The sequence below is a fragment of the Undibacterium sp. GrIS 1.2 genome (genome assembly GCF_040544435.1).
In the GTDB taxonomy this organism is placed as follows: Bacteria; Pseudomonadota; Gammaproteobacteria; order Burkholderiales; family Burkholderiaceae_D; genus Undibacterium.
The window spans coordinates 72,661-90,617 of record NZ_JBEONP010000020.1; the positions used below are offsets into that span (position 1 = coordinate 72,661).

General features: G+C 47.6%; 14 protein-coding genes and 1 pseudogene. 9 read left to right on the forward strand and 6 right to left on the reverse strand.

Going from position 1 to position 17,957, the window contains the following annotated elements; translation table 11 throughout:
- The first annotated feature begins 103 nt into the window (after positions 1–103).
- The 3 genes from AAKU61_RS10820 to bamE all read left to right on the forward strand — a co-directional run bounded on the left by AAKU61_RS10820 (position 104) and on the right by bamE (position 5,844).
- Positions 104–4,174: a Pls/PosA family non-ribosomal peptide synthetase gene (locus tag AAKU61_RS10820; RefSeq protein ID WP_354332100.1), complete on the forward strand. Its 4,071-nt coding sequence runs from the start codon at positions 104–106 to the stop codon at positions 4,172–4,174.
- Positions 4,175–4,178: 4 nt separating this feature from the next.
- Positions 4,179–4,856, forward strand: a complete 678-nt coding sequence (locus tag AAKU61_RS10825) for a 4'-phosphopantetheinyl transferase family protein (RefSeq protein ID WP_354332102.1) — start codon at positions 4,179–4,181, stop codon at positions 4,854–4,856.
- Between the two features lie 475 nt (positions 4,857–5,331).
- Entirely contained in the window at positions 5,332–5,844 is a 513-nt protein-coding gene (gene bamE, locus AAKU61_RS10830; RefSeq protein ID WP_354332103.1) for an outer membrane protein assembly factor BamE domain-containing protein, read from the forward strand.
- Between the two features lie 294 nt (positions 5,845–6,138).
- Here the strand turns inward: bamE and AAKU61_RS10835 are convergent, their stop codons facing one another.
- The gene (locus AAKU61_RS10835; RefSeq protein WP_322118420.1) at positions 6,139–6,366 is read right to left on the reverse strand and encodes a hypothetical protein; all 228 of its coding nucleotides are present in this window, start codon (positions 6,364–6,366) and stop codon (positions 6,139–6,141) included.
- A 340-nt stretch (positions 6,367–6,706) separates the two neighbouring features.
- Here AAKU61_RS10835 and imuA point away from each other — a divergent pair, with 340 nt between their 5' ends.
- The 4 genes from imuA (at position 6,707) to AAKU61_RS10855 (ending at position 13,938) form a co-directional block, all read left to right on the forward strand.
- Positions 6,707–7,459, forward strand: a complete 753-nt coding sequence (imuA, locus tag AAKU61_RS10840) for a translesion DNA synthesis-associated protein ImuA (RefSeq protein WP_354332105.1) — start codon at positions 6,707–6,709, stop codon at positions 7,457–7,459.
- Positions 7,386–8,939: a Y-family DNA polymerase gene (locus tag AAKU61_RS10845; RefSeq protein WP_354332107.1), complete on the forward strand. Its 1,554-nt coding sequence runs from the start codon at positions 7,386–7,388 to the stop codon at positions 8,937–8,939. The genes imuA and AAKU61_RS10845 overlap by 74 nt, the downstream gene beginning before the upstream one ends.
- A 6-nt stretch (positions 8,940–8,945) precedes the next feature.
- Entirely contained in the window at positions 8,946–12,233 is a 3,288-nt protein-coding gene (locus tag AAKU61_RS10850) for an error-prone DNA polymerase (protein ID WP_354332108.1), read from the forward strand.
- A gap of 352 nt (positions 12,234–12,585) precedes the next feature.
- Positions 12,586–13,938 carry a DUF3422 family protein gene (locus tag AAKU61_RS10855; protein ID WP_354332110.1) on the forward strand — a complete coding sequence of 451 codons (1,353 nt, stop codon included), beginning with the start codon at positions 12,586–12,588 and terminating at the stop codon, positions 13,936–13,938.
- A gap of 163 nt (positions 13,939–14,101) precedes the next feature.
- On the opposite strand, the gene AAKU61_RS10860 is transcribed toward AAKU61_RS10855, so the two are convergent.
- Genes AAKU61_RS10860 through AAKU61_RS10875 form a run of 4 tightly spaced genes read right to left on the reverse strand, consistent with a single transcriptional unit; the run spans position 14,102 to position 17,187 of the window.
- The gene (locus tag AAKU61_RS10860; RefSeq protein WP_354332112.1) at positions 14,102–14,638 is read right to left on the reverse strand and encodes a hypothetical protein; all 537 of its coding nucleotides are present in this window, start codon (positions 14,636–14,638) and stop codon (positions 14,102–14,104) included.
- A complete protein-coding gene (locus AAKU61_RS10865) occupies positions 14,622–15,236 on the reverse strand; it encodes a hypothetical protein (protein ID WP_354332114.1) in 615 nt (204 codons plus the stop codon). The genes AAKU61_RS10860 and AAKU61_RS10865 overlap by 17 nt, the downstream gene beginning before the upstream one ends.
- Positions 15,233–16,147 (reverse strand): hypothetical protein, encoded by a 915-nt coding sequence (locus AAKU61_RS10870; protein WP_354332116.1) that lies wholly within the window; start codon positions 16,145–16,147, stop codon positions 15,233–15,235. The genes AAKU61_RS10865 and AAKU61_RS10870 overlap by 4 nt, the downstream gene beginning before the upstream one ends.
- Positions 16,147–17,187 (reverse strand): type VI secretion system Vgr family protein, encoded by a 1,041-nt coding sequence (locus tag AAKU61_RS10875; RefSeq protein WP_354332117.1) that lies wholly within the window; start codon positions 17,185–17,187, stop codon positions 16,147–16,149. Before AAKU61_RS10875 ends, AAKU61_RS10870 begins: the two co-directional genes overlap by 1 nt.
- 3 nt (positions 17,188–17,190) lie before the next feature.
- On the opposite strand from AAKU61_RS10875, the gene AAKU61_RS10880 reads away from it, so the two are divergent.
- Positions 17,191–17,325, forward strand: coding sequence for a hypothetical protein (locus AAKU61_RS10880; RefSeq protein ID WP_354332119.1), 135 nt, complete (start codon positions 17,191–17,193; stop codon positions 17,323–17,325).
- 273 nt (positions 17,326–17,598) lie between these two features.
- On the opposite strand, the pseudogene AAKU61_RS10885 reads toward AAKU61_RS10880, so the two are convergent.
- A pseudogene (locus tag AAKU61_RS10885) lies at positions 17,599–17,676 on the reverse strand (hypothetical protein); the annotation flags it as partial.
- Positions 17,677–17,801: 125 nt separating this feature from the next.
- On the opposite strand from AAKU61_RS10885, the gene tnpA reads away from it, so the two are divergent.
- Positions 17,802–17,957: IS66 family insertion sequence element accessory protein TnpA (gene tnpA / locus AAKU61_RS10890; protein ID WP_354332125.1), on the forward strand; the 156-nt coding region annotated here is incomplete at its 3' end.

Genomic DNA, 17,957 nt, shown 5'->3' on the forward strand with positions numbered 1-17,957 from the left:
CATCGCTCTGCATCGTGGGTGATAAACTTCGCATAGAAGAAGTTAGTCTAATTTTAACTTCGCATTTACCTATTTTGCATTGCGATTTATGTCTCAACACCGTATGTCTGACGTGCCAGCGATTGATAACACCTCCCCTATTCTTTACGGTGCTTTTGCACCAGAACTGATACGCCAAGAAACATTGGCAGACCTGCTAGAAGCCACCGCTCTCGCCCACCCCGATAAGACTGCTCTGATTTTTGCGAAGGTGGCACTGAGTTATCGCGCTTTAAACGAGCGAGCCGATCTGGTTGCGTCGCACCTGATCACGGCAGGCGTCCGGCCGGGACACATTCTTGGCTTATGGCTACCACGCGGCATTGATTTATTAGTCATGCAAGCAGGCATCGCCAAAGCCGGAGCTGCCTGGCTGCCATTTGATGCCGATGTGCCAGTCGACAGGATTGCTGTTTGTCTGGATGACGCGCAGGCATTTGGAATACTGACGACAGATGCTCTCGCATCTCAGCTACGTTCGACTACCTCAACTACCTCAACTACCTCAACTACATCAACAGCACACCAGCTACCACCTGCTTGCCATATCTGGACTGCAACGCAGTTGATGACGGCCATCGACGTACCTCTTCTGCGACGCCAAGCGACTGCTCCAACCGATCCGGCCTATGTGATCTACACTTCGGGTTCTACAGGTAAGCCAAAAGGGATTGCGATTACCCAAGGCAGCATTTGTCATTTCTTACGGAGTGAAAATCAAGTTTTGGGTATTACCAGCGCAGACAAGGTGTATCAAGGATTTTCAGTCGCGTTTGATATGTCATTTGAAGAAATCTGGATCAGCTATCTGGTCGGTGCGACTTTATGGATAGCCCCGAAAGAAATCGCAGTCGATCCGGATACACTACCAATGGCCTTGATCGCAAATCAGGTCACTGTTTTGCATGCAGTACCGACTTTGCTGGCACTGTTTAATGAGGATGTGCCTAGCCTACGTCTGATCAATCTGGGTGGTGAAATGTGTCCGGAAAGCCTGGTTGCCAAGTGGAGCAAGCCCGGCCGCCAGATGTTTAACACCTATGGCCCGACAGAAGCAACGGTATCCGCCAGTCTGGCAGTATTACAGCCAGATATGCCAGTGACGATTGGTCACCCGCTACCCAATTACGGTCTGCTGGTGATTGATGCGGATGTGGAAAAAGGCTTGCGGCTATTAGCCCGAGGCGAAACCGGGGAGCTGTGTATTTTTGGCCCGGGCGTATCTGATGGTTATCTGGGGCGACCTGATTTGACGGCAGAAAAATTCATCGCCAATCCTTGGTCTGCTCCATCGAACAGTCTCAATGATCAGCGGCTATACCGAACGGGGGATCTGGCACGTATTGCGGAAGATGGCTCGATCCAATGTCTGGGACGTGCCGATGATCAGGTCAAAATTCGTGGTTTTCGGGTTGAGTTGGGTGAGATAGAAGCCGTACTGGCGCAGCAAGCGGGTGTTGGTACCGTCGCGGTTATTTTGCGATCAGAGCAAGGCGTTGATCAGCTGATCGCTTTTATTGTGAGCGAATCTTCCCATGTCATCAAACCAAGCGACTTACGACAAGCCCTGTTGACAAGTTTACCTGCTTATATGGTGCCAAGCCGCTATGAATTTTTGAGCGAAATGCCAAGGCTCACTTCAGGCAAGATCGACAGAAAGACACTGAAAGCACAGGCGCTTTCAGAAACGGTGAGCACGGAAGAATCCGATCTTCCAGAAACTCCGGCGGAAGAAATTTTATTTGCGGCCTTAAACAAACTTTTGCCCGGACAAGCAATCCGCAGAAGCGCCGATTTTTTCTCCGATCTGGGTGGTCACTCCTTGCTGGCAGCACGTCTGGTGTCGATGCTGCGAGCAGACGCCCGATATGCCTATTTCAAAATCAGTGACATCTATCAATCACGGCTGGTCGGGACAATTGCTGGCGTCATGACTGCCGGCGCGATTACCTCAGAAAGTATTCACACAACGTGGGAGCAGCCACCTGACGTCAAGCGTTGGATATGTGGTGCTGCTCAGGCGGTCATGATTCCCTTTTTGGTGGCCATGCGCATGATGCAGTGGTTAGCGCCTTTCTTCGCTTATCACTTTTTTACTGGCGATCCCGACGACTCAATTATTCGTGCAACCTTTTTATCGGTTGGTGTTTTTTTATTGCTGACCCTGTTTGAGTTTGTAATCGCGATCGCAGGCAAATGGCTGATCGTGGGGCGACTTAAAGCAGGCAATTATCCGTTGTGGGGTGTGACATATTATCGCTGGTGGCTCGCAGATAGGCTGGTAGAAGCAGCACCGACCTATATGCTGAGTGGATCGTCGATGTATGCCTGGTGGTTGCGGGCCTTAGGTGCAAAGATCGGTAAGGATGTGAACATCGGCTCGATCACCTTACGCTCACCTGATTTATTGGAGATTGGCGATGGCGCTAGTATTGGCAATGCCTGTAATTTTGAAAATGCCCGTGTTGAACGCGGCCTGCTGCGCTTAGGTAAGATCACGCTGGGCAACGAAGCCTATGTCGGCTCATATTCGGTTCTGGAAGGCGGTACTGCGCTTGGCAATTTCGCCCATCTGGAAGGTCAGTCTGCACTGAGCGAAGGTCAATCTATTCCAGATGACAGAATCTGGCGCGGATCGCCTGCATCCGATGTAGGCGTATTTGATCCTGCATCGCGTCCGGCACGACCAGTTGTATCTGAATTACGATTTTTTACCGAGGCGGTATTTTTTATCTTTGGTAGCTTGTTGATTACCGCGCTCTTTTTCTTACCGGTGTTCCCTAGCTTTATTACGATCGACTGGTTTGACAATCTGGATAGTTTGCCTTGGTTGCAAAGTAATAATATGTTTTTCCAGCTGACCAAGTATTTCATCCTCGCCTTCCCCGCTACGGCGATCTTGATTGTCTGTACCGCGCTGTTATCGGCAGGCATACGCTGGAGTATTTTGCCGAAATTAAAAGCGGGTAGCTACCAGGTGCATGGCAATACCTATTGCGGCAAATGGCTGGTCAATCAGATTCAGGAATCAAGTCTGAATGTTTTGCACGGCGTATATGCTACGGTGTATGCACCTTACTGGTACCGGCTATTGGGCGCAAAAGTGGGACGTGGCGCAGAGATTTCAACCGCCTTAGGCGTAGTCCCGGATATGCTGACACTGGGGGACGACACCTTTATTGCTGATGCAGTTTTATTAGGTGATGAAGAAATTGATGGCGGCTGGATGAGCATGCAGCCAACAGTAATTTCCCGCCGCAGCTTTGTCGGTAATGGTGCGTATATTCCTGATGGCACGATCTTGCCTGAAAACGTTCTGATCGGTGTCCACACCAGCGCGCCGCGCAATGATCAAATGCATGAGGGTGATACCTGGTTAGGTTCGCCGCCGATGCATTTGCCGGCGCGGGAAGAAGTCAAAGGGTTTCCCGAAGAACTCACCTTCCGCCCATCAGCAATGCGTCGTCTTGGTCGCGGTCTGATTGAAGCATTCCGGATTATTTCGCCTCATGCCATGGTGATTTCTGTTGGCTACACCATTGTGCTCAATCTGATGCCATTGGCCGGTGATGACCGCTGGGGCGATGTCGCCTATTATTTATCGATTGCCGGACTTTGGTATGGCGTAGGCAGTTTTGCCTTTGTCATGGCCTTGAAATGGCTGTTCATTTTCCGCTACAAAAAAAGCAGTATGCCAATGTGGACCTCGTTTGTCTGGCTGTCAGAAGGCATTACCAATTTGTACGAGGGGATTGCTGTCCCCAACTTCATGCGCTATTTGCGCGGCACGCCTTGGTTGCCACTGGCGTTTAATTTGTTGGGTGCCAGAATTGGTCGAGGCGTATATCTGGATACGACGGATATTACCGAGTTTGATTGCGTCAGCATCGGTGCATATAGCGAGATTAATGCACTGGCCTGCCCACAAACTCATTTGTTTGAAGACCGTGTGATGAAGATTGATGAAGTCATCATCGGTGAACGCGTCTACATGGGTGCCCGCAGCTCGGTGTTATATAGCGCCGTCGTGGGTGACGAAGCAAAACTCGGCGCGCTGACTCTGGTAATGAAGGGCGAATTTATCCCCGCCAAATCCAGCTGGCGCGGTTGCCCAGCAGCGATTGCGCAATCCTGACGAGATGAGGGCTGACGCAGACTCGGCCAATCTGATGCCGACGGCATTGGTAACTGTTGCTACAGCATCCAAGTTCGCTGTATATTCCTGGCCTGATTTATTGCCAGAAGCGGTAGAAGCATTCCATCAACACAAAAGCGTAGTTATTTCTGTAGTTACAGAGATAACTACGCTGCGTAATCAAGCCAGACTGCAAATACGCCACGCCTTGCGGGATCTGCTCTCGCAAGCCTTCTCTATCCCACAGGAACAAGTGCAAATTGCAGGATCGGCAGGACAAGCTTTAAGTATCCGTATTAATTCCAGCGACACAGACAAATATGCCCATGAACAAGAGATCGCGCTAGGCGTGTCGATCAGTCATGAGCCGGGTTTATCTATTGCGGCGATCAGTTTTCAAAAAAATATCGGCATTGATCTGATGCGGGTCGATTTGTCCCTGGATTGGCGGGATGTAACACAACTTTATTTAGGCAATGAGGTCTATAAGAAAATTGCAGGACAAACAGCTCAGCATCATCTGCTGATGTTTGCACAAGAATGGACTATGCAAGAGGCTAGACTGAAGTCCCAAGGATTGGCTTTATCAGAATGGCATCCTGATCTGGCAGCACGTTTAAAAAAATGCAGAACGATATTATTAGATTTGCCATCCGGCTATGTGGGTGCCATCGCCTTTTAAAAACGGTAAAAATAGTTAAACCCAGATTTTCCATTAGACCGCTACCACTTCGCAAAAAACGCGGACGGCGTGCGGTCTTCAGAGGGATAGCACCACCGCGATTCGAGTGGGAACGCTACAGCGACAATTGCACCTTTGGCGAACTGCCTGGCGTTGTTCCAATGGAAAATCTGGGTTAAAGCCTGAAATCGTTCAGACGCACATCAGAACTTAAAAATGGCTACAACTTATTGACCAGATATCGTCTGGATAAGAACTGGAATTTATTGGGTAAGAGATCTAAGCTTAACGCTAAGTGACCTATGCAGCATCAAAACACATGTTGCAATATGAATGGCTTGGCAGAATTAATATACTCCCCTATTAATTCTTTAAAATATAGCTTAACGTCCAATAATTTATTGGACGTTAAAAACATACTCACCATCAGTATAAATAATAGCTTGGCTTGATAAAAGCCAGAATGGAGATCATGATGATAGCCCCACGCTTATTAAAGATGCTTGGCCTACTACTCGCCGTACTCAGTTTATCTTCCTGTGTAAGCTGGGGCGTTGGAACAATTAAGACCGGTCAAACCGAGGCAGAAGTCATCGCACAATTGGGTCAGCCAACACATATCTACCAGGATGGTGATCAGCATTTACTGGAATACATGCGCGGTAGGATGGCACAGGCAACACACATGGCGCGTATCGGCTCTGATGGTAAGCTGATCTCTTATGAGCAGGTATTAAGTCTGCAAAAATTTGCTCAAATCAAAGTAGGACAATCCGACAAAGCCAGCGTACTAAAAATCATCGGAGCACCGAGCGAAACTGGCTTTTTCCCACGAGTACAACTAGAAACCTGGTCATATCCCTACAAAGAAAGCGGTGTGTGGGATTCGCTAATGTCTGTGTATTTTGATCAAGCCGGGATTGTGAGCAAGTTGGAAAACGGACCCGATCCCTTGCGCGACCCTAGCGAACGTCGATCCCGCCATTAACCTGGAAACGGTCGTTGACCGCTTGTCAGTATAAATAAGTAGTTGATTCAATTGACTCATGTCAGTGTTTTCACCGTCACCGTTCTGATAAGAGCGCTACCAATCTGATTGCATACTTTTTCGGCTTCCCAACTGCATTGCTCCTAGTTGAAACATGAAGGTTGCGTCTCGCCTTGCTGGGAAAAACCGAAAAAAATGCACACTCAGACTCGCCCAACTGCCGTTTCTAGGTTTAATCCAACGATCAGAAGCAAGGGCAGAAACATACACCCGTGACTTGTGATCACCTGCCGACTACCATCTTGCTTTAGAGAAGATGATCAACCACTTGCGGAACAACAATAGTTCCAGATGTCCCGCCTCTATCCCTGTCGAAAAATCCATCAACGGATTGACGTGGTAATAACGTTTGCGGAAATCACGACAGACAAAAATTTCACGGCTACCCAATCGCATCAAAAATGATGTTGGGGCGAGTTGCAAGCTAAATTGTCCGTCAAAGGAATTATCAAGGTGTGCCATATTGAACCGTCTCCAAATCAGTAAATGAATAAAAAGTGGTAATAAGTTTGTTGAATAAAAAAAGCGATAGAGCTAAAGCGATACGACAAAACATACTTTAGCACAAAATACTGTATATGCAATCAGTATTTTATTTATTTCCTTATTTCGCTAAGTGATTGAAAAATAGATGATTTAAATATTATACTGAATATACGTACAGTATTTATTTGGACTTATAAAAAATTATCCCGGCAAGACGCAGCGACGAAAGCAGTACTTTAAGTACGCTTAAGCGCGGCAACACAACTGAGGCAGTTTTGCGTAAGTCCTATCTATTAAAGTGTTTATTTCAATATCTATGTCTTCCCTCACCCCAGATCAAATTCATCCCTCTTTGTGGCGTGCATCGCAGTTGGCGCGTAGCCATGTCGCTTGTGTAGAAAGCAGTTTTCCAGCGCTGTCGGCAGAATTACCCGGTGGTGGATGGCCGCGAAGTTGTTTGATTGAGTTACTGCTCCAGCATCACGGTAGTGCTGAATTGAGCTTATTGCATCCTGTTTTGTCCAGACTTGCCAGACAAGATGGAGGCTCGATTGTATTCATACAGCCGCCTTATGCGCCGCAATTGTTAGCCTTAAATGCATTTGGCATACCGCTTTCACAATGTGTATGGATACGGAGTAAAAAACAAGCCGATGCTCTGTGGGCGGCAGAACAGGTTTTACGTAGTGGCAGTTGCGCTGCCTTGTTATTGTGGCAAACGCAGATCCGTTCAGAAGCCTTACGTCGTCTGCATCTTGCGGCTCAAGGTGGGGAAACAGTTTTTTTCATGATGCGACCAAGCACTTGTGCCGACTCACCCTCACCTGCGCCATTACGCCTGCAAGTCGCCCCTACCTTAGAAGGCGTACAAATTCAATTGATCAAAAGACGCGGCATCCGGCGAGAACAGCCGTTGTTTCTGACGATGCCTTCATTTTTATTGCCTAACTTAGCAAGCCCCTCTCATTCACCTGTTTTGTCTACCGGATTGATCAATGACACGCCTTTGGATCGCCCTGCACTTGCCACTGTTGCAGCTAGAAATTTTTCGTCCGAACTGGTTAACTGAGCAGGCTACAGTCGTGCTGGAGCAAAACCGGATCACCTGCGCATCCGCTCTGGCACGCCAGTCCGGTGCACAGATTGGCATGCGTAAAGCAGGTTTGCAAATGTTGCTGCCATCCGCGTTGTTCTATCAGCGCCAGCCAGCACTGGAAACACGCACCCTACAACAAGTGGCGATGGCATTATTAAACTACACGCCGCAAGTAGCTTATGCCGGACATGATTGTTTGTTGATGGATATCGGAGCGAGCTTGCGGCTGTTTGGTGGCATCCGCGCCTTATGTCGCCGGATTAAAGAAACCATGCGCGTGATGGGAATGACCATCACACTCAGTTGCGCACCAACCGCGATGGGTGCATGGCTGCTTGCACGTAATGCTGCTAGCACTGCCGACAAGCTCAACAAGCATTCCAGTAAAAGTAGACGGCAACGACCTCCGGCAACAAGAATTTTAAAATTGAACAAGCTAGTGCAAAGTCTGGATAGTCTGCCTGTGCATCTGCTCCCCGCTGCGACTCCTTGGCTGGACTGGCTGCGCGGCATTGCCTGTGATCACTTGGGGACGCTACAAAAACTGCCGCGCGCCGGATTGAAACGTCGTTGCGGCAAACAGATTCTCGATGTACTAGACCAAGCCTATGGTGAACAAGTCGAGCTATTCGAGTGGATCGCAATTCCGCCTCAGTTCAAAGTCCGTATTGACATGCCCGACCGGATAGAACATGCAGAAATGGTCCTGGCTTTTATTCGTAGTCTGCTAACACAATTGATGGGATGGCTGACGGCAAAGCAACTCGCAGTATCGCAAGTCGATTTACAACTAGAACATGAACGTGGCCGGCAAGCTATTGCGCCCACTCTGTTAAGTATTCTGTTAGCCGAACCAGTCTGGCGCGAAGATCACCTGGTACGCTTACTCAAAGAACGTCTGGCACAAGTGAAGCTTGAGGCGCCCGTCATCGCCGTCAGCTTGGATGCCAGCCAGGTTCAAGCAATGCATGTCCCCAATGCGACACTGTTCCCGGAACCCAAAGCCTACGCCGAAAATCACCATCGCTTACTGGAATTGCTGGTAGCACGTTTGGGTGACAATCAGGTTTTGCAGGCCGCACCACAAGCCGATCACCGGCCTGAAATAGCAAATCACTGGACATCGGTGATTCACCAGCAGGCAACAGAAAAGCAATGTCAACAACAGCAACCACCCCTACAGGCATCCCGCCCTATGTGGCTATTAGAAAAAGCGATCGCTATCGAAATACGGCAACACAGACCTTATTACCAGGCGCCACTCAAACTACTGACAAGTGCAGAAAGAATAGAAGCTGGCTGGTGGAATGGGCAGTTAGTAACACGTGATTACTTCGTAGCAGAAAATCCAGCGCATGTACGCTATTGGATTTATCGAGAACGGCTGGGTGAACGGCAAAATGAGCAAACTGATACCAATGCCAGCTGGTTTGTACATGGTGTCTTTGGCTGATCCATCATGACAAATCCACCCTTATTGCCGCCAACATCACCTCCAGTGTCTACGCAATTATCACTGCCTTATGCACTACCGGAATATGCCGAGCTGTTTTGTCAGTCCAACTTCAGTTTTCTACAGGGTGCTTCCCATGCAGAAGAGTTGGCAACACGCGCTGCACAACTCAATTATTCCGCTTTAGCAGTCACGGATGAATGCTCATTAGCCGGTGTTGTACGCGCACATGTCGCGGCGAAAAAAACCACGCTGCCTCTGATTGTCGGTAGTTATTTCAAACTCTCTGGCACGGTTGAGCTTCCTGATTTTTTGATGAAAAGCGCTGCTAACAATCCTACGACGATTCAGGCTGAGTTCCAAACGGACACTCAAACGCACAAGCAGGAATCTATGCCACCGCCTTCCCTGATAGCTCTGGCAAAAAATCGGCAAGGTTATGGCAATTTATCTGAACTCATCACACTGGCAAGAACGCGTACTACCAAGGGCAGTTATCTGATAACCCCAGAGGATTTTAGTCATCCTCCGATCGACTATGCACATCTGAAAGGTCTCCCCGATTGTCTGCTGATTCTGGTTCCAGACTATCCCGCCGACTCAGCTATTCTGACAAAACAACTGCTCTGGATGAAGACACATTTCCCTCAACGCGCCTGGATTAGTCTGACTTTGCTCTATCATGCGATGGACGAGCAACATCGTAAAACAATCGTCGCTCTCGCCAATCAATATGGCGTCCCTGTAGTAGCAACTGGCAATATCTGTATGCATGTGCGCTCACGTAAGCCACTGCAAGATGTGCTAACCGCGATCCGGCTTAAACGCTCGGTTGCAGAATGTGGTTATGATCTGGCGCCCAACGCAGAACAGCATTTACGTTCACGACTACGTCTGGCAAATATTTATCCAGCAACGGCATTAGCAGAAACGATCCAAATCGCCTCACTCTGCCAATTCTCCTTAGATGAATTGCGTTATGAATATCCCGATGAATTAGTCCCCAAAGGCTACACACCTGCGGCCTATCTAAAACAAGAAGTAGCGTATGGAGCAGCACAGCGCTTTCCCAACGGGATCTCAAAAAAGGTCGCAGATCGTATCGACTATGAGCTTCATCTGATTAACGACCTCGCCTATGAGCCTTATTTTTTAACTGTCTACGATATCGTTAAATATGCGCGCTCAATTGGCATCTTATGCCAGGGTCGTGGTTCAGCAGCAAATTCTGTCGTCTGCTATTGCCTGCATATTACGGAAGTCGATCCTGAAAGCAGCACCATGTTGTTTGAGCGTTTTCTTTCAAAGGAAAGAAATGAACCGCCTGATATTGATGTCGATTTTGAGCATCAGCGACGTGAAGAGGTGATCCAATACATCTATAACAAATATGGTAGAAACCGCGCCGCTTTAGCTGCAGCAGTACATACATTTCGATCCCGTGGTGCACTGCGCGATGTTGGTAAGGCTTTAGGAGTAGATTTGGAGCTAGTAGATACCGTCGCCAAATCACATCGCTGGTTTGATAGCAAACAGGATCTGCTCTTACGTTTTGCTGAAAGCGGACTTGATCCTGAAGGCGCACTGGCACAGCAATGGGCAAGCCTGGCCAGCCAACTACGTGGCTTTCCACGCCATCTATCGCAGCATACCGGTGGCTTCGTCATTGCACGTGACAAATTATCGCGGCTAGTTCCTATAGAAAACGCCTCCATGAAAGACCGTTGCGTGATTGAATGGGATAAAGATGATTTGGAATCTTTAGGTCTGCTCAAAGTGGATGTATTAGCTTTAGGCATGCTCTCTGCATTAAAAAGAGCGTTGGCTTTAATGGCGACATTACCCGGCAGACCATCACGCTTGCAGGATATTCCACGTGAAGATCCGCTCACATATCAAATGATTTGTAAGGCCGATACGATAGGCGTATTCCAAATTGAGTCGCGGGCACAAATGAGCATGCTGCCGCGTCTGCGGCCCAAAGAATTTTACGATCTTGTGGTGCAAGTCGCGATTGTGCGACCCGGTCCGATTCAAGGCGGCATGGTACATCCCTATTTGCAACGCCGACAAAATAAAGAAGCAGTCACTTATCCCAATGAAGAAATCCGAGAGGCATTAGGACGTACTTTAGGCATCCCGATTTTTCAGGAACAAGTCATGCAAATCGCCGTGATCGCGGCTGAATTTTCTCCAGGTGAGGCTGATGAATTACGCCGTGCCATGGCAGCATGGAAGCGTAAAGGGGGGTTGGATCATTATCACGATCGTATCGTCAACACGATGATCAGGCGCGGTTATAAAGCGGAGTTTGCGGAGGGTATTTTTCAACAAATGTTGGGTTTTGGTGAATACGGCTTTCCAGAAAGTCACTCCACAAGCTTCGCCTTATTAGCCTATGCCAGTAGCTGGATAAAGTGTCATGAGCCAGCGGTATTTTTATGCGCCTTGTTAAACTCCCAGCCTATGGGATTTTATTCTCCATCACAATTAATCCAGGATGCTAAGCGACATCAAGTCGTCGTGTTGAACATCGATATTCGCTTCAGCGAATGGAACTCCAGCTTAGAAAAAAATGATGGCAAGCATCCAGCAGTAAGGCTGGGTATGTCACTACTATCGGGCTTATCGGAGCAAACAGCAGAGCGCATTACACAAGCACGTAAGCAACTCGCTTTTAGTGATATTAACGACCTGGCACGCCGCGCTCAATTATCTCGCCATGATCTGCAAGTCCTGGCAGCAGGCAATACCTTAGTTGCCTTGGCAGGCCACAGACGTCAGGCGCTATGGCAAGCCATAGGTGCCGTAGCGGATAAAGATTTACTTCGTGTCGTCAGCGTACAAGAACAAATACCTATCCTGACAACGCCAACAGAAGGACAAGAAATCGCCAGTGATTATCACGCCATGGGTTTGACATTACAACGCCATCCAGTTGCCCTCATCCGCCCACAATTACTAGCCAAACGATTTTTGCCAGCAGAGATGCTTAATACATTTCAGCAAGGTCAATTTGCCCGTGGTTGCGGTATCGTCACAGTACGTCAACGTCCCGGCACTGCCAATGGCGTGTTATTTATCACGATAGAAGATGAGACCGGCCCAGTGAATGTCATCATCTGGCCAAGTCTGGTAGAGCAACAGCGGCAAGAAGTCTTAAATGCGCCATTACTTGGCGTGTATGGCATCTGGCAATGCGAAGGTGATGTACGTCATCTGATCGCAAAACGTTTGGTGGATATGTCGTATCTATTAGGTACTTTACAAACTGGCAGCAGAGATTTTTGTTAAAGAGCTTACGCAAAAATACCCCAGCTATGTTGCTGCGCCTAGCCGTACTAGAGTACTGTCGTCGTCGCTACACCCTGCTTGAACATTTTTGCGTAAGTCCTTGTTTATTATCACGATGATAAAAATACCAACACCGGCATTATTCATCAAGTACATGATGTTCATACATTTTATTTATTGGAGTTATGTGTAGCGACACCTATACTGCACTGCAGCATATTCTTACCTGTACGTCATCCTAAACATGCTTTTATGCGTACGTCTACTCGTATAAATTAGTTTTAAGTTCCATCCCAGAGTTCCATCAGATCAAAGTAACTGGAGGTCGTATGCCTGACACTTACCTCACATGGTGGACTACTCCAAACTCAACCATCCTTTGCGCGTTCCACTTTCAGCAGAAATCCATTCCCGCCCTTTTCTGCAATTAGAAACACCAGAAAACTTAACGCATTTTGCTCTCTACATCGAACCTGCACATGCGACCAATCTCAACCCTCGCGCACAGCAACATCGAATCTTGCAAGAGCTTTGTCTGCACTACGGCGTGCCCGGTCCCCATTCACAAGCGAGGTATTTCTTTCATGACTTCGGACGCTTTCGATTGAAATGGGAATTTCATACCGAATTTGCCACTTATACCTTTGTCGAACGACGAACCGACCGGATTGATTGGCAACAAGCGTTTCAACATTTACCACTGCGGCATGTGCCGCAAGAATGGCTGGCCGGACTACAAGGAAAAATCATCGTCGCAGCGCATGTCGTCCTGAATAAAAGCTTACTGCGTGCCGCAACAGAAATAAGCGATATGCGCTATGTCTTTGAAGGTGATATGTTAGTCGGCAGCCACGCAGGCAACGGCGGCGTAGTCTGGACAGATTTTCTGATTCAACCAGATGGCTTCAGTCGTTTTGTCGTCCACGATATTGACCTGAAAGAATTTCAGGCCGGACGCTTAATCGGACGTTTACTGGAAATTGAAACCTATCGCACTATGGCACTGCTGGCACTGCCACAAGCAGAAGCCACACAACCCCAACTCACCGCGATAGAAAAAGATCTAGCTACACTCATCGTCGCTATGGAACAAAGTGATCAGGATATAAACAGTAACCGATCACCAGACGACAATGGCTATGCAGAAGAAAATCTCTTACGCAGAATAACCGGCATCGCCGCACGAATAGAAAAGTTATCCGTCAATAATGGCTACCGCTTTTCTGCCTCACAAGCGTATTTCAACCTGGTGCAATCACGCATACAAGAGCTACGGGAGGGACGCATAGAAGGCATCCCTATGCTCGCCGAATTTATGGGAAGGCGCCTGACCCCAGCGATGAATACCTGCACCTCAGTCACCCAACGCCAGGAAACCTTAGCAACACGCATTGCACGCAGTAACGACCTGCTACGCACCCGCGTCAGCATAGAACAAGAAAGACAAAACTCGCAAATCCTGAACTCACTCAATGCCCGCTCAGCTCAACAATTACGAGTACAACAAGCGGTAGAAGGATTATCAGTCGTCGCCCTCAGCTATTATCTTATCGGCTTAATCGGCTACATCAGCAAAGCACTCAAAGCCGCCAATCTACCAATCAACCCCGACATCCTCAACGGCGTCATGGCACCAGTAGTCGCCTTCGGCGTCTGGCACGGCATCAGTAAGCTTCACAAAAAATTAAAGTCATCTAATAACTAATCGTCGACTCCATTCAACTTTGTATTTTTACGGAACCTTAGTTCTTTGGGGAGAAGTTATTATTTTTAAATTGATTGAAGTCAAGTCTTGTCTATTGTGTTCAATCTAAAGCGATACATATGGAAAAAGAGGAACTTTCAGCTAATCAAATGACAACACTAATTTAGTCGGAAAAATCTTGTTTTTCCAATAGAAATGTCGCTAGTAGTTTAAGCTCTTCTTTGCTCCAAAGATAATAAAACTTACCTTCCTTTTTATCATTTTTACTACCAGTGATAACAAATAGTCGGCTATTTTCTTTGTATTCCAAACGCTCTTCATCATTACCCATCACTCCAGCAACATACTCAACCCCAGGTAAAGTATAGGTTTTTCCTGTGAGCTTATTAATGATCGCAAAACCTCTGCAATCAGTACCACAACCCCAAGTAACAACACGATAATACCCTGCAAAGTTAACAGGCTGCTCCATCGCTGTTGTAATAGCAGTCTTGTATTGTTTTGCAAGTCTCGTAGATAGGATCGGCTTTTTAACTACGCTAACTTGTTCAACACTAACGGGATAATCTTCAAATCTAAATACTTGCTTGGTACCTGAGATAGCCGTCTCAGTTTCCTGAGCGACCGCTAGGGTATTTATATCTATGATCGGCAAAATAATTAATATCAAGGCAGTCAGGAATTTATTCATCTTTTTCATACATTTTCTTTCCTTCATCTGATAACCAAAATCTAGTCAATCCAATTGTTTTTCCATGCGACCCTTTACCCCCTCGAAAATTATCGTAAATATATTCAGAATTAGGGCCGGATGAAATAAATTGTTTTACGGCTTGAATAGCCTCGGCTAAATCGGCACATTCTGGTTTTTTTAAATTAGGATAAGTCGCTGTCTCTGATCCGGAAAATTTGTTAGAAGATGCATATACAGATTCAAATTGGTTGGGTGCTTTACAAACTTCAGTAAACGTTTTTGCTTTTATTCTATTGGGATAACCTGCTCTATTTAATCGAAAATGTTTAACATTAAGAATTGCTTCCTTTTCTTTGGAGCGCTCAGCCTTATCTTGGACTTGAGCGGATCCCGACGATTCGGCATAAAGTACGCGGGCAACAAAATTTAAATCCTCACCAAACAAGTCCAAAGATGATGTTCTTGTCGGAGCATTTGTAATTTTAAAGCTCTGTTTTTTATCAAACCATCCAGGATCACAAATAAAAATTTCGATTCCCTTTTTATCTGATACCGGAGTAAGGTCTGCTGTTTTTTTCAATACAGGTTTACTGGTAGTCGTCATTTAGTTAACTCCTCTATCGCACCACCCAACCTTGAAAATACTAAAATGGAAATCAAGCTTTCAGAATTTTTTCTCATACCTTGAAAGTTTAAATTGTCTCCAACTTTTTCAGATACTCCACAAGTAAGGGAAATCATCGGATAGGCGCCTAACCAATTTTGCTTAGGCTGAGAGATATCAATTGAAATTTGACGATCCTTGAAAAACTTAAGTGGTATCTCAAACTGCTCAAACATTAGTTCATCTGAAGAACCGTTAAGTTGTCGTAGATATTTCCTCATATCGTCAGGATTACCACAATGTTGTAATACATGTCTGTTGAATCGATCGGACGTAATATCATCCCGACCAAATTGTGGTAATGCCTGATATTCGACAACAGAAACCATATTCGATTTTGGAAGCAAGTTATTGGCCCAAGAGTAGGACACATATCCCTGCCATGCCTTTAGCCGAAAACCTTGCTGGTTAGTCACTAAAGCTAATTTTTTTTCACTAACGTCTAAGTCAGGCAATGGACTTATTCCAGCTCTAGACAATTCATTAGTGATATCTTTTCCAAGAAAAAATCCACGCCTATAAGCTATTGGGGTAATTGCTTTCCCGTCTGAGATGATTTTGATGTCACTAAAAGTCTTATCTGCATGTTCCTCAGCAACTCCAAGTTGCTCAAAAAATGGTGTGTATGCGAAAAATCCAAGTCTTTTTTTTATACTCGTCTCATTTACTAAAGTAGTTTTGATCTCTACATGTCTTCCATTTACTTTGAGTGCCACTTTTTGAATACTTCCATCATCAGCATATACAGCGACCGTGATTGGGACAGCATCCTCTTCTTCATAAGCGTATGTAGAATTAAACACGTTTGAAAAAAGTACTATAAAAAATGGAGCGAATCTAAAAATTTTCATTATTTGCAGTCTCCAGCGCTTGGCAAAACAAAGTATCTATAAACACGATAAGGATCTCCACGAAACGTTTCAATATTGTACGGACCATATGGGGTGCCAGCGGGGCTGCTGAGTTGCAGGTGGGGTTCGCTGTAGGCGGTGACTTTGCCTTGGCCGCCGTTGTTTGCGTTACTATCGCTACTGCCCTCCGTCGCTTGAAGAACTTTGAGGGTGTTGGCTTGTTGTTGGATGGCGGGGAGTTTTTCCGGTGCGGGTTCGTCTTGTTGTTTGTCATCCTTGAGCTTGGCGTTGTGCTGCTGCGCGGTCTGGGCGAGGCTTTGTTGCAGGGTGTGGCTGCTATCTAGCTGAGCTTGGGCTTCTTTGCAGTCGAGCTGGCTGCCGCTGGCGTTGGTTCTGGCGTCGGCGCTGATCAGCAGACCTTGCCCTGCTCTGACGGCTACGCTGTGCTGGGTCTTGAGCTCTGCTCCGAAGCCGACTTTGCCTAGCCGTTGGTTGTCGGTCTGGTGACGCAGATGTCCGAGGTTGAGTTCGCTGCTGCCTTCATGAGGATTGGCGTGACTTTGCAGGCTGGTTCTGCTCTCATTGGGGCTGTCGTCGAAGACGAGCTGGTTATAGCTGCCTGTGCCTTGTTGGCTGGCGCTCATGGCTTGGGTTTTAATGCCGGAGAGTGCTGCCGGGTGGGCGTGACCATTACTACCGTCGTCAGTTTGTCCAGGGAACCAGGCGGGGGCGTTGCCGGTGGCGCTGCCTGTGCCTTGGGCTTGTTGGTTGTATTGGGCGTCGGCCTGGCCTTGGCCGTTATAAAGCGTGCCGATCACTAGTGGGCGGTCAATATCGCCTTCAATAAAATCAATCAGGACTTCTTGTCCAATCCGGGGGATGGTGTGACTGCCCCAGTTGGCGCCAGCGACGGGGGCGAGCGTGGCGGCGACTCTGACCCAGGTACCTGAGTGGTCATTGGCGGGGGCGCCGGTGTGTCCGTCGGGATTGGGGTGCTGGAGTCGGCTGTGACTGTTGCTTCCATTACTACCGCCACGCATCCAGTGAAACTGGACTTTGATGCGATGGTCACGGTCGGTATGGATAACCTCGCCTTGGGGGCCTACGACAATGGCGGTTTGCTGGCCTTGTACGGTGGGCTTGGGGTGCAGGCGTTTGCCATGGGCGTCGGTGCCTAGCGGGCGGTACGGTATTTTGCTGCGGATGGCGTCAAACCGGTTGCGGTAGAGAGCACGCTCGCCTTTTTGCTGATCTGCGTTGGTGAGATTATGGAAGAGACTTAGGGTATGGATATGGGTGTCAGTATCAGCATCTACATCGGTGTCGATATCAATATCCTGGTGTGGCAAGCCGAGACTTTGGGCGACATGGGCTTGCAGGTCGGCGCTGAGGTTGTTGTGGGCTTGGTGGACGACTCTGAGGATGACGAAGTTGCGGTCATCGTCGCTTTGGTCCCATTCAGCGGCGCTTTGTCCATTGAGGGTGAAGCGGGTTCCTGGCGATAAGGTGCGCACGGTGCCGGCGCCGATAAATAATTTGTTGTGGGCTTCTAGGGCTTGTAGCTGGTTATTGGTAAGCGCTCCATAAACCCCAGACTATCAAGTCAAATCTAAATCCTTCAAGCTCACGATTTCAATAATGAGATGGAGTGGAAATGGAAAAGCAATACTGGGTAAGGCATGTCGAAAGATTGGCGCTTGAAGGTGGTTCAGTGCCGGCCTATGCAAGAGCGCATGGGATATCAGCCGATTGCCTCTATTACTGGCGACGCAAGCTAAACAAAAAAAGGTCGCAGCTCCCATCAAAAGCG

Coding starts and splice junctions, on each gene's coding strand:
- imuA (WP_354332105.1), top strand. CDS start 6,707: ATGTCTTCCCTCACCCCAGATCAAATTCATCCCTCTTTGTGGCGTGCA.
- AAKU61_RS10845 (WP_354332107.1), top strand. CDS start 7,386: ATGACACGCCTTTGGATCGCCCTGCACTTGCCACTGTTGCAGCTAGAA.
- AAKU61_RS10875 (WP_354332117.1), bottom strand. CDS start 17,187: ATGCGTGGCGGTAGTAATGGAAGCAACAGTCACAGCCGACTCCAGCAC.
- AAKU61_RS10820 (WP_354332100.1), top strand. CDS start 104: ATGTCTGACGTGCCAGCGATTGATAACACCTCCCCTATTCTTTACGGT.
- AAKU61_RS10870 (WP_354332116.1), bottom strand. CDS start 16,147: ATGAAAATTTTTAGATTCGCTCCATTTTTTATAGTACTTTTTTCAAAC.
- AAKU61_RS10825 (WP_354332102.1), top strand. CDS start 4,179: ATGAGGGCTGACGCAGACTCGGCCAATCTGATGCCGACGGCATTGGTA.
- AAKU61_RS10865 (WP_354332114.1), bottom strand. CDS start 15,236: ATGACGACTACCAGTAAACCTGTATTGAAAAAAACAGCAGACCTTACT.
- AAKU61_RS10835 (WP_322118420.1), bottom strand. CDS start 6,366: ATGGCACACCTTGATAATTCCTTTGACGGACAATTTAGCTTGCAACTC.
- AAKU61_RS10860 (WP_354332112.1), bottom strand. CDS start 14,638: ATGAAAAAGATGAATAAATTCCTGACTGCCTTGATATTAATTATTTTG.
- AAKU61_RS10850 (WP_354332108.1), top strand. CDS start 8,946: ATGACAAATCCACCCTTATTGCCGCCAACATCACCTCCAGTGTCTACG.
- bamE (WP_354332103.1), top strand. CDS start 5,332: ATGATAGCCCCACGCTTATTAAAGATGCTTGGCCTACTACTCGCCGTA.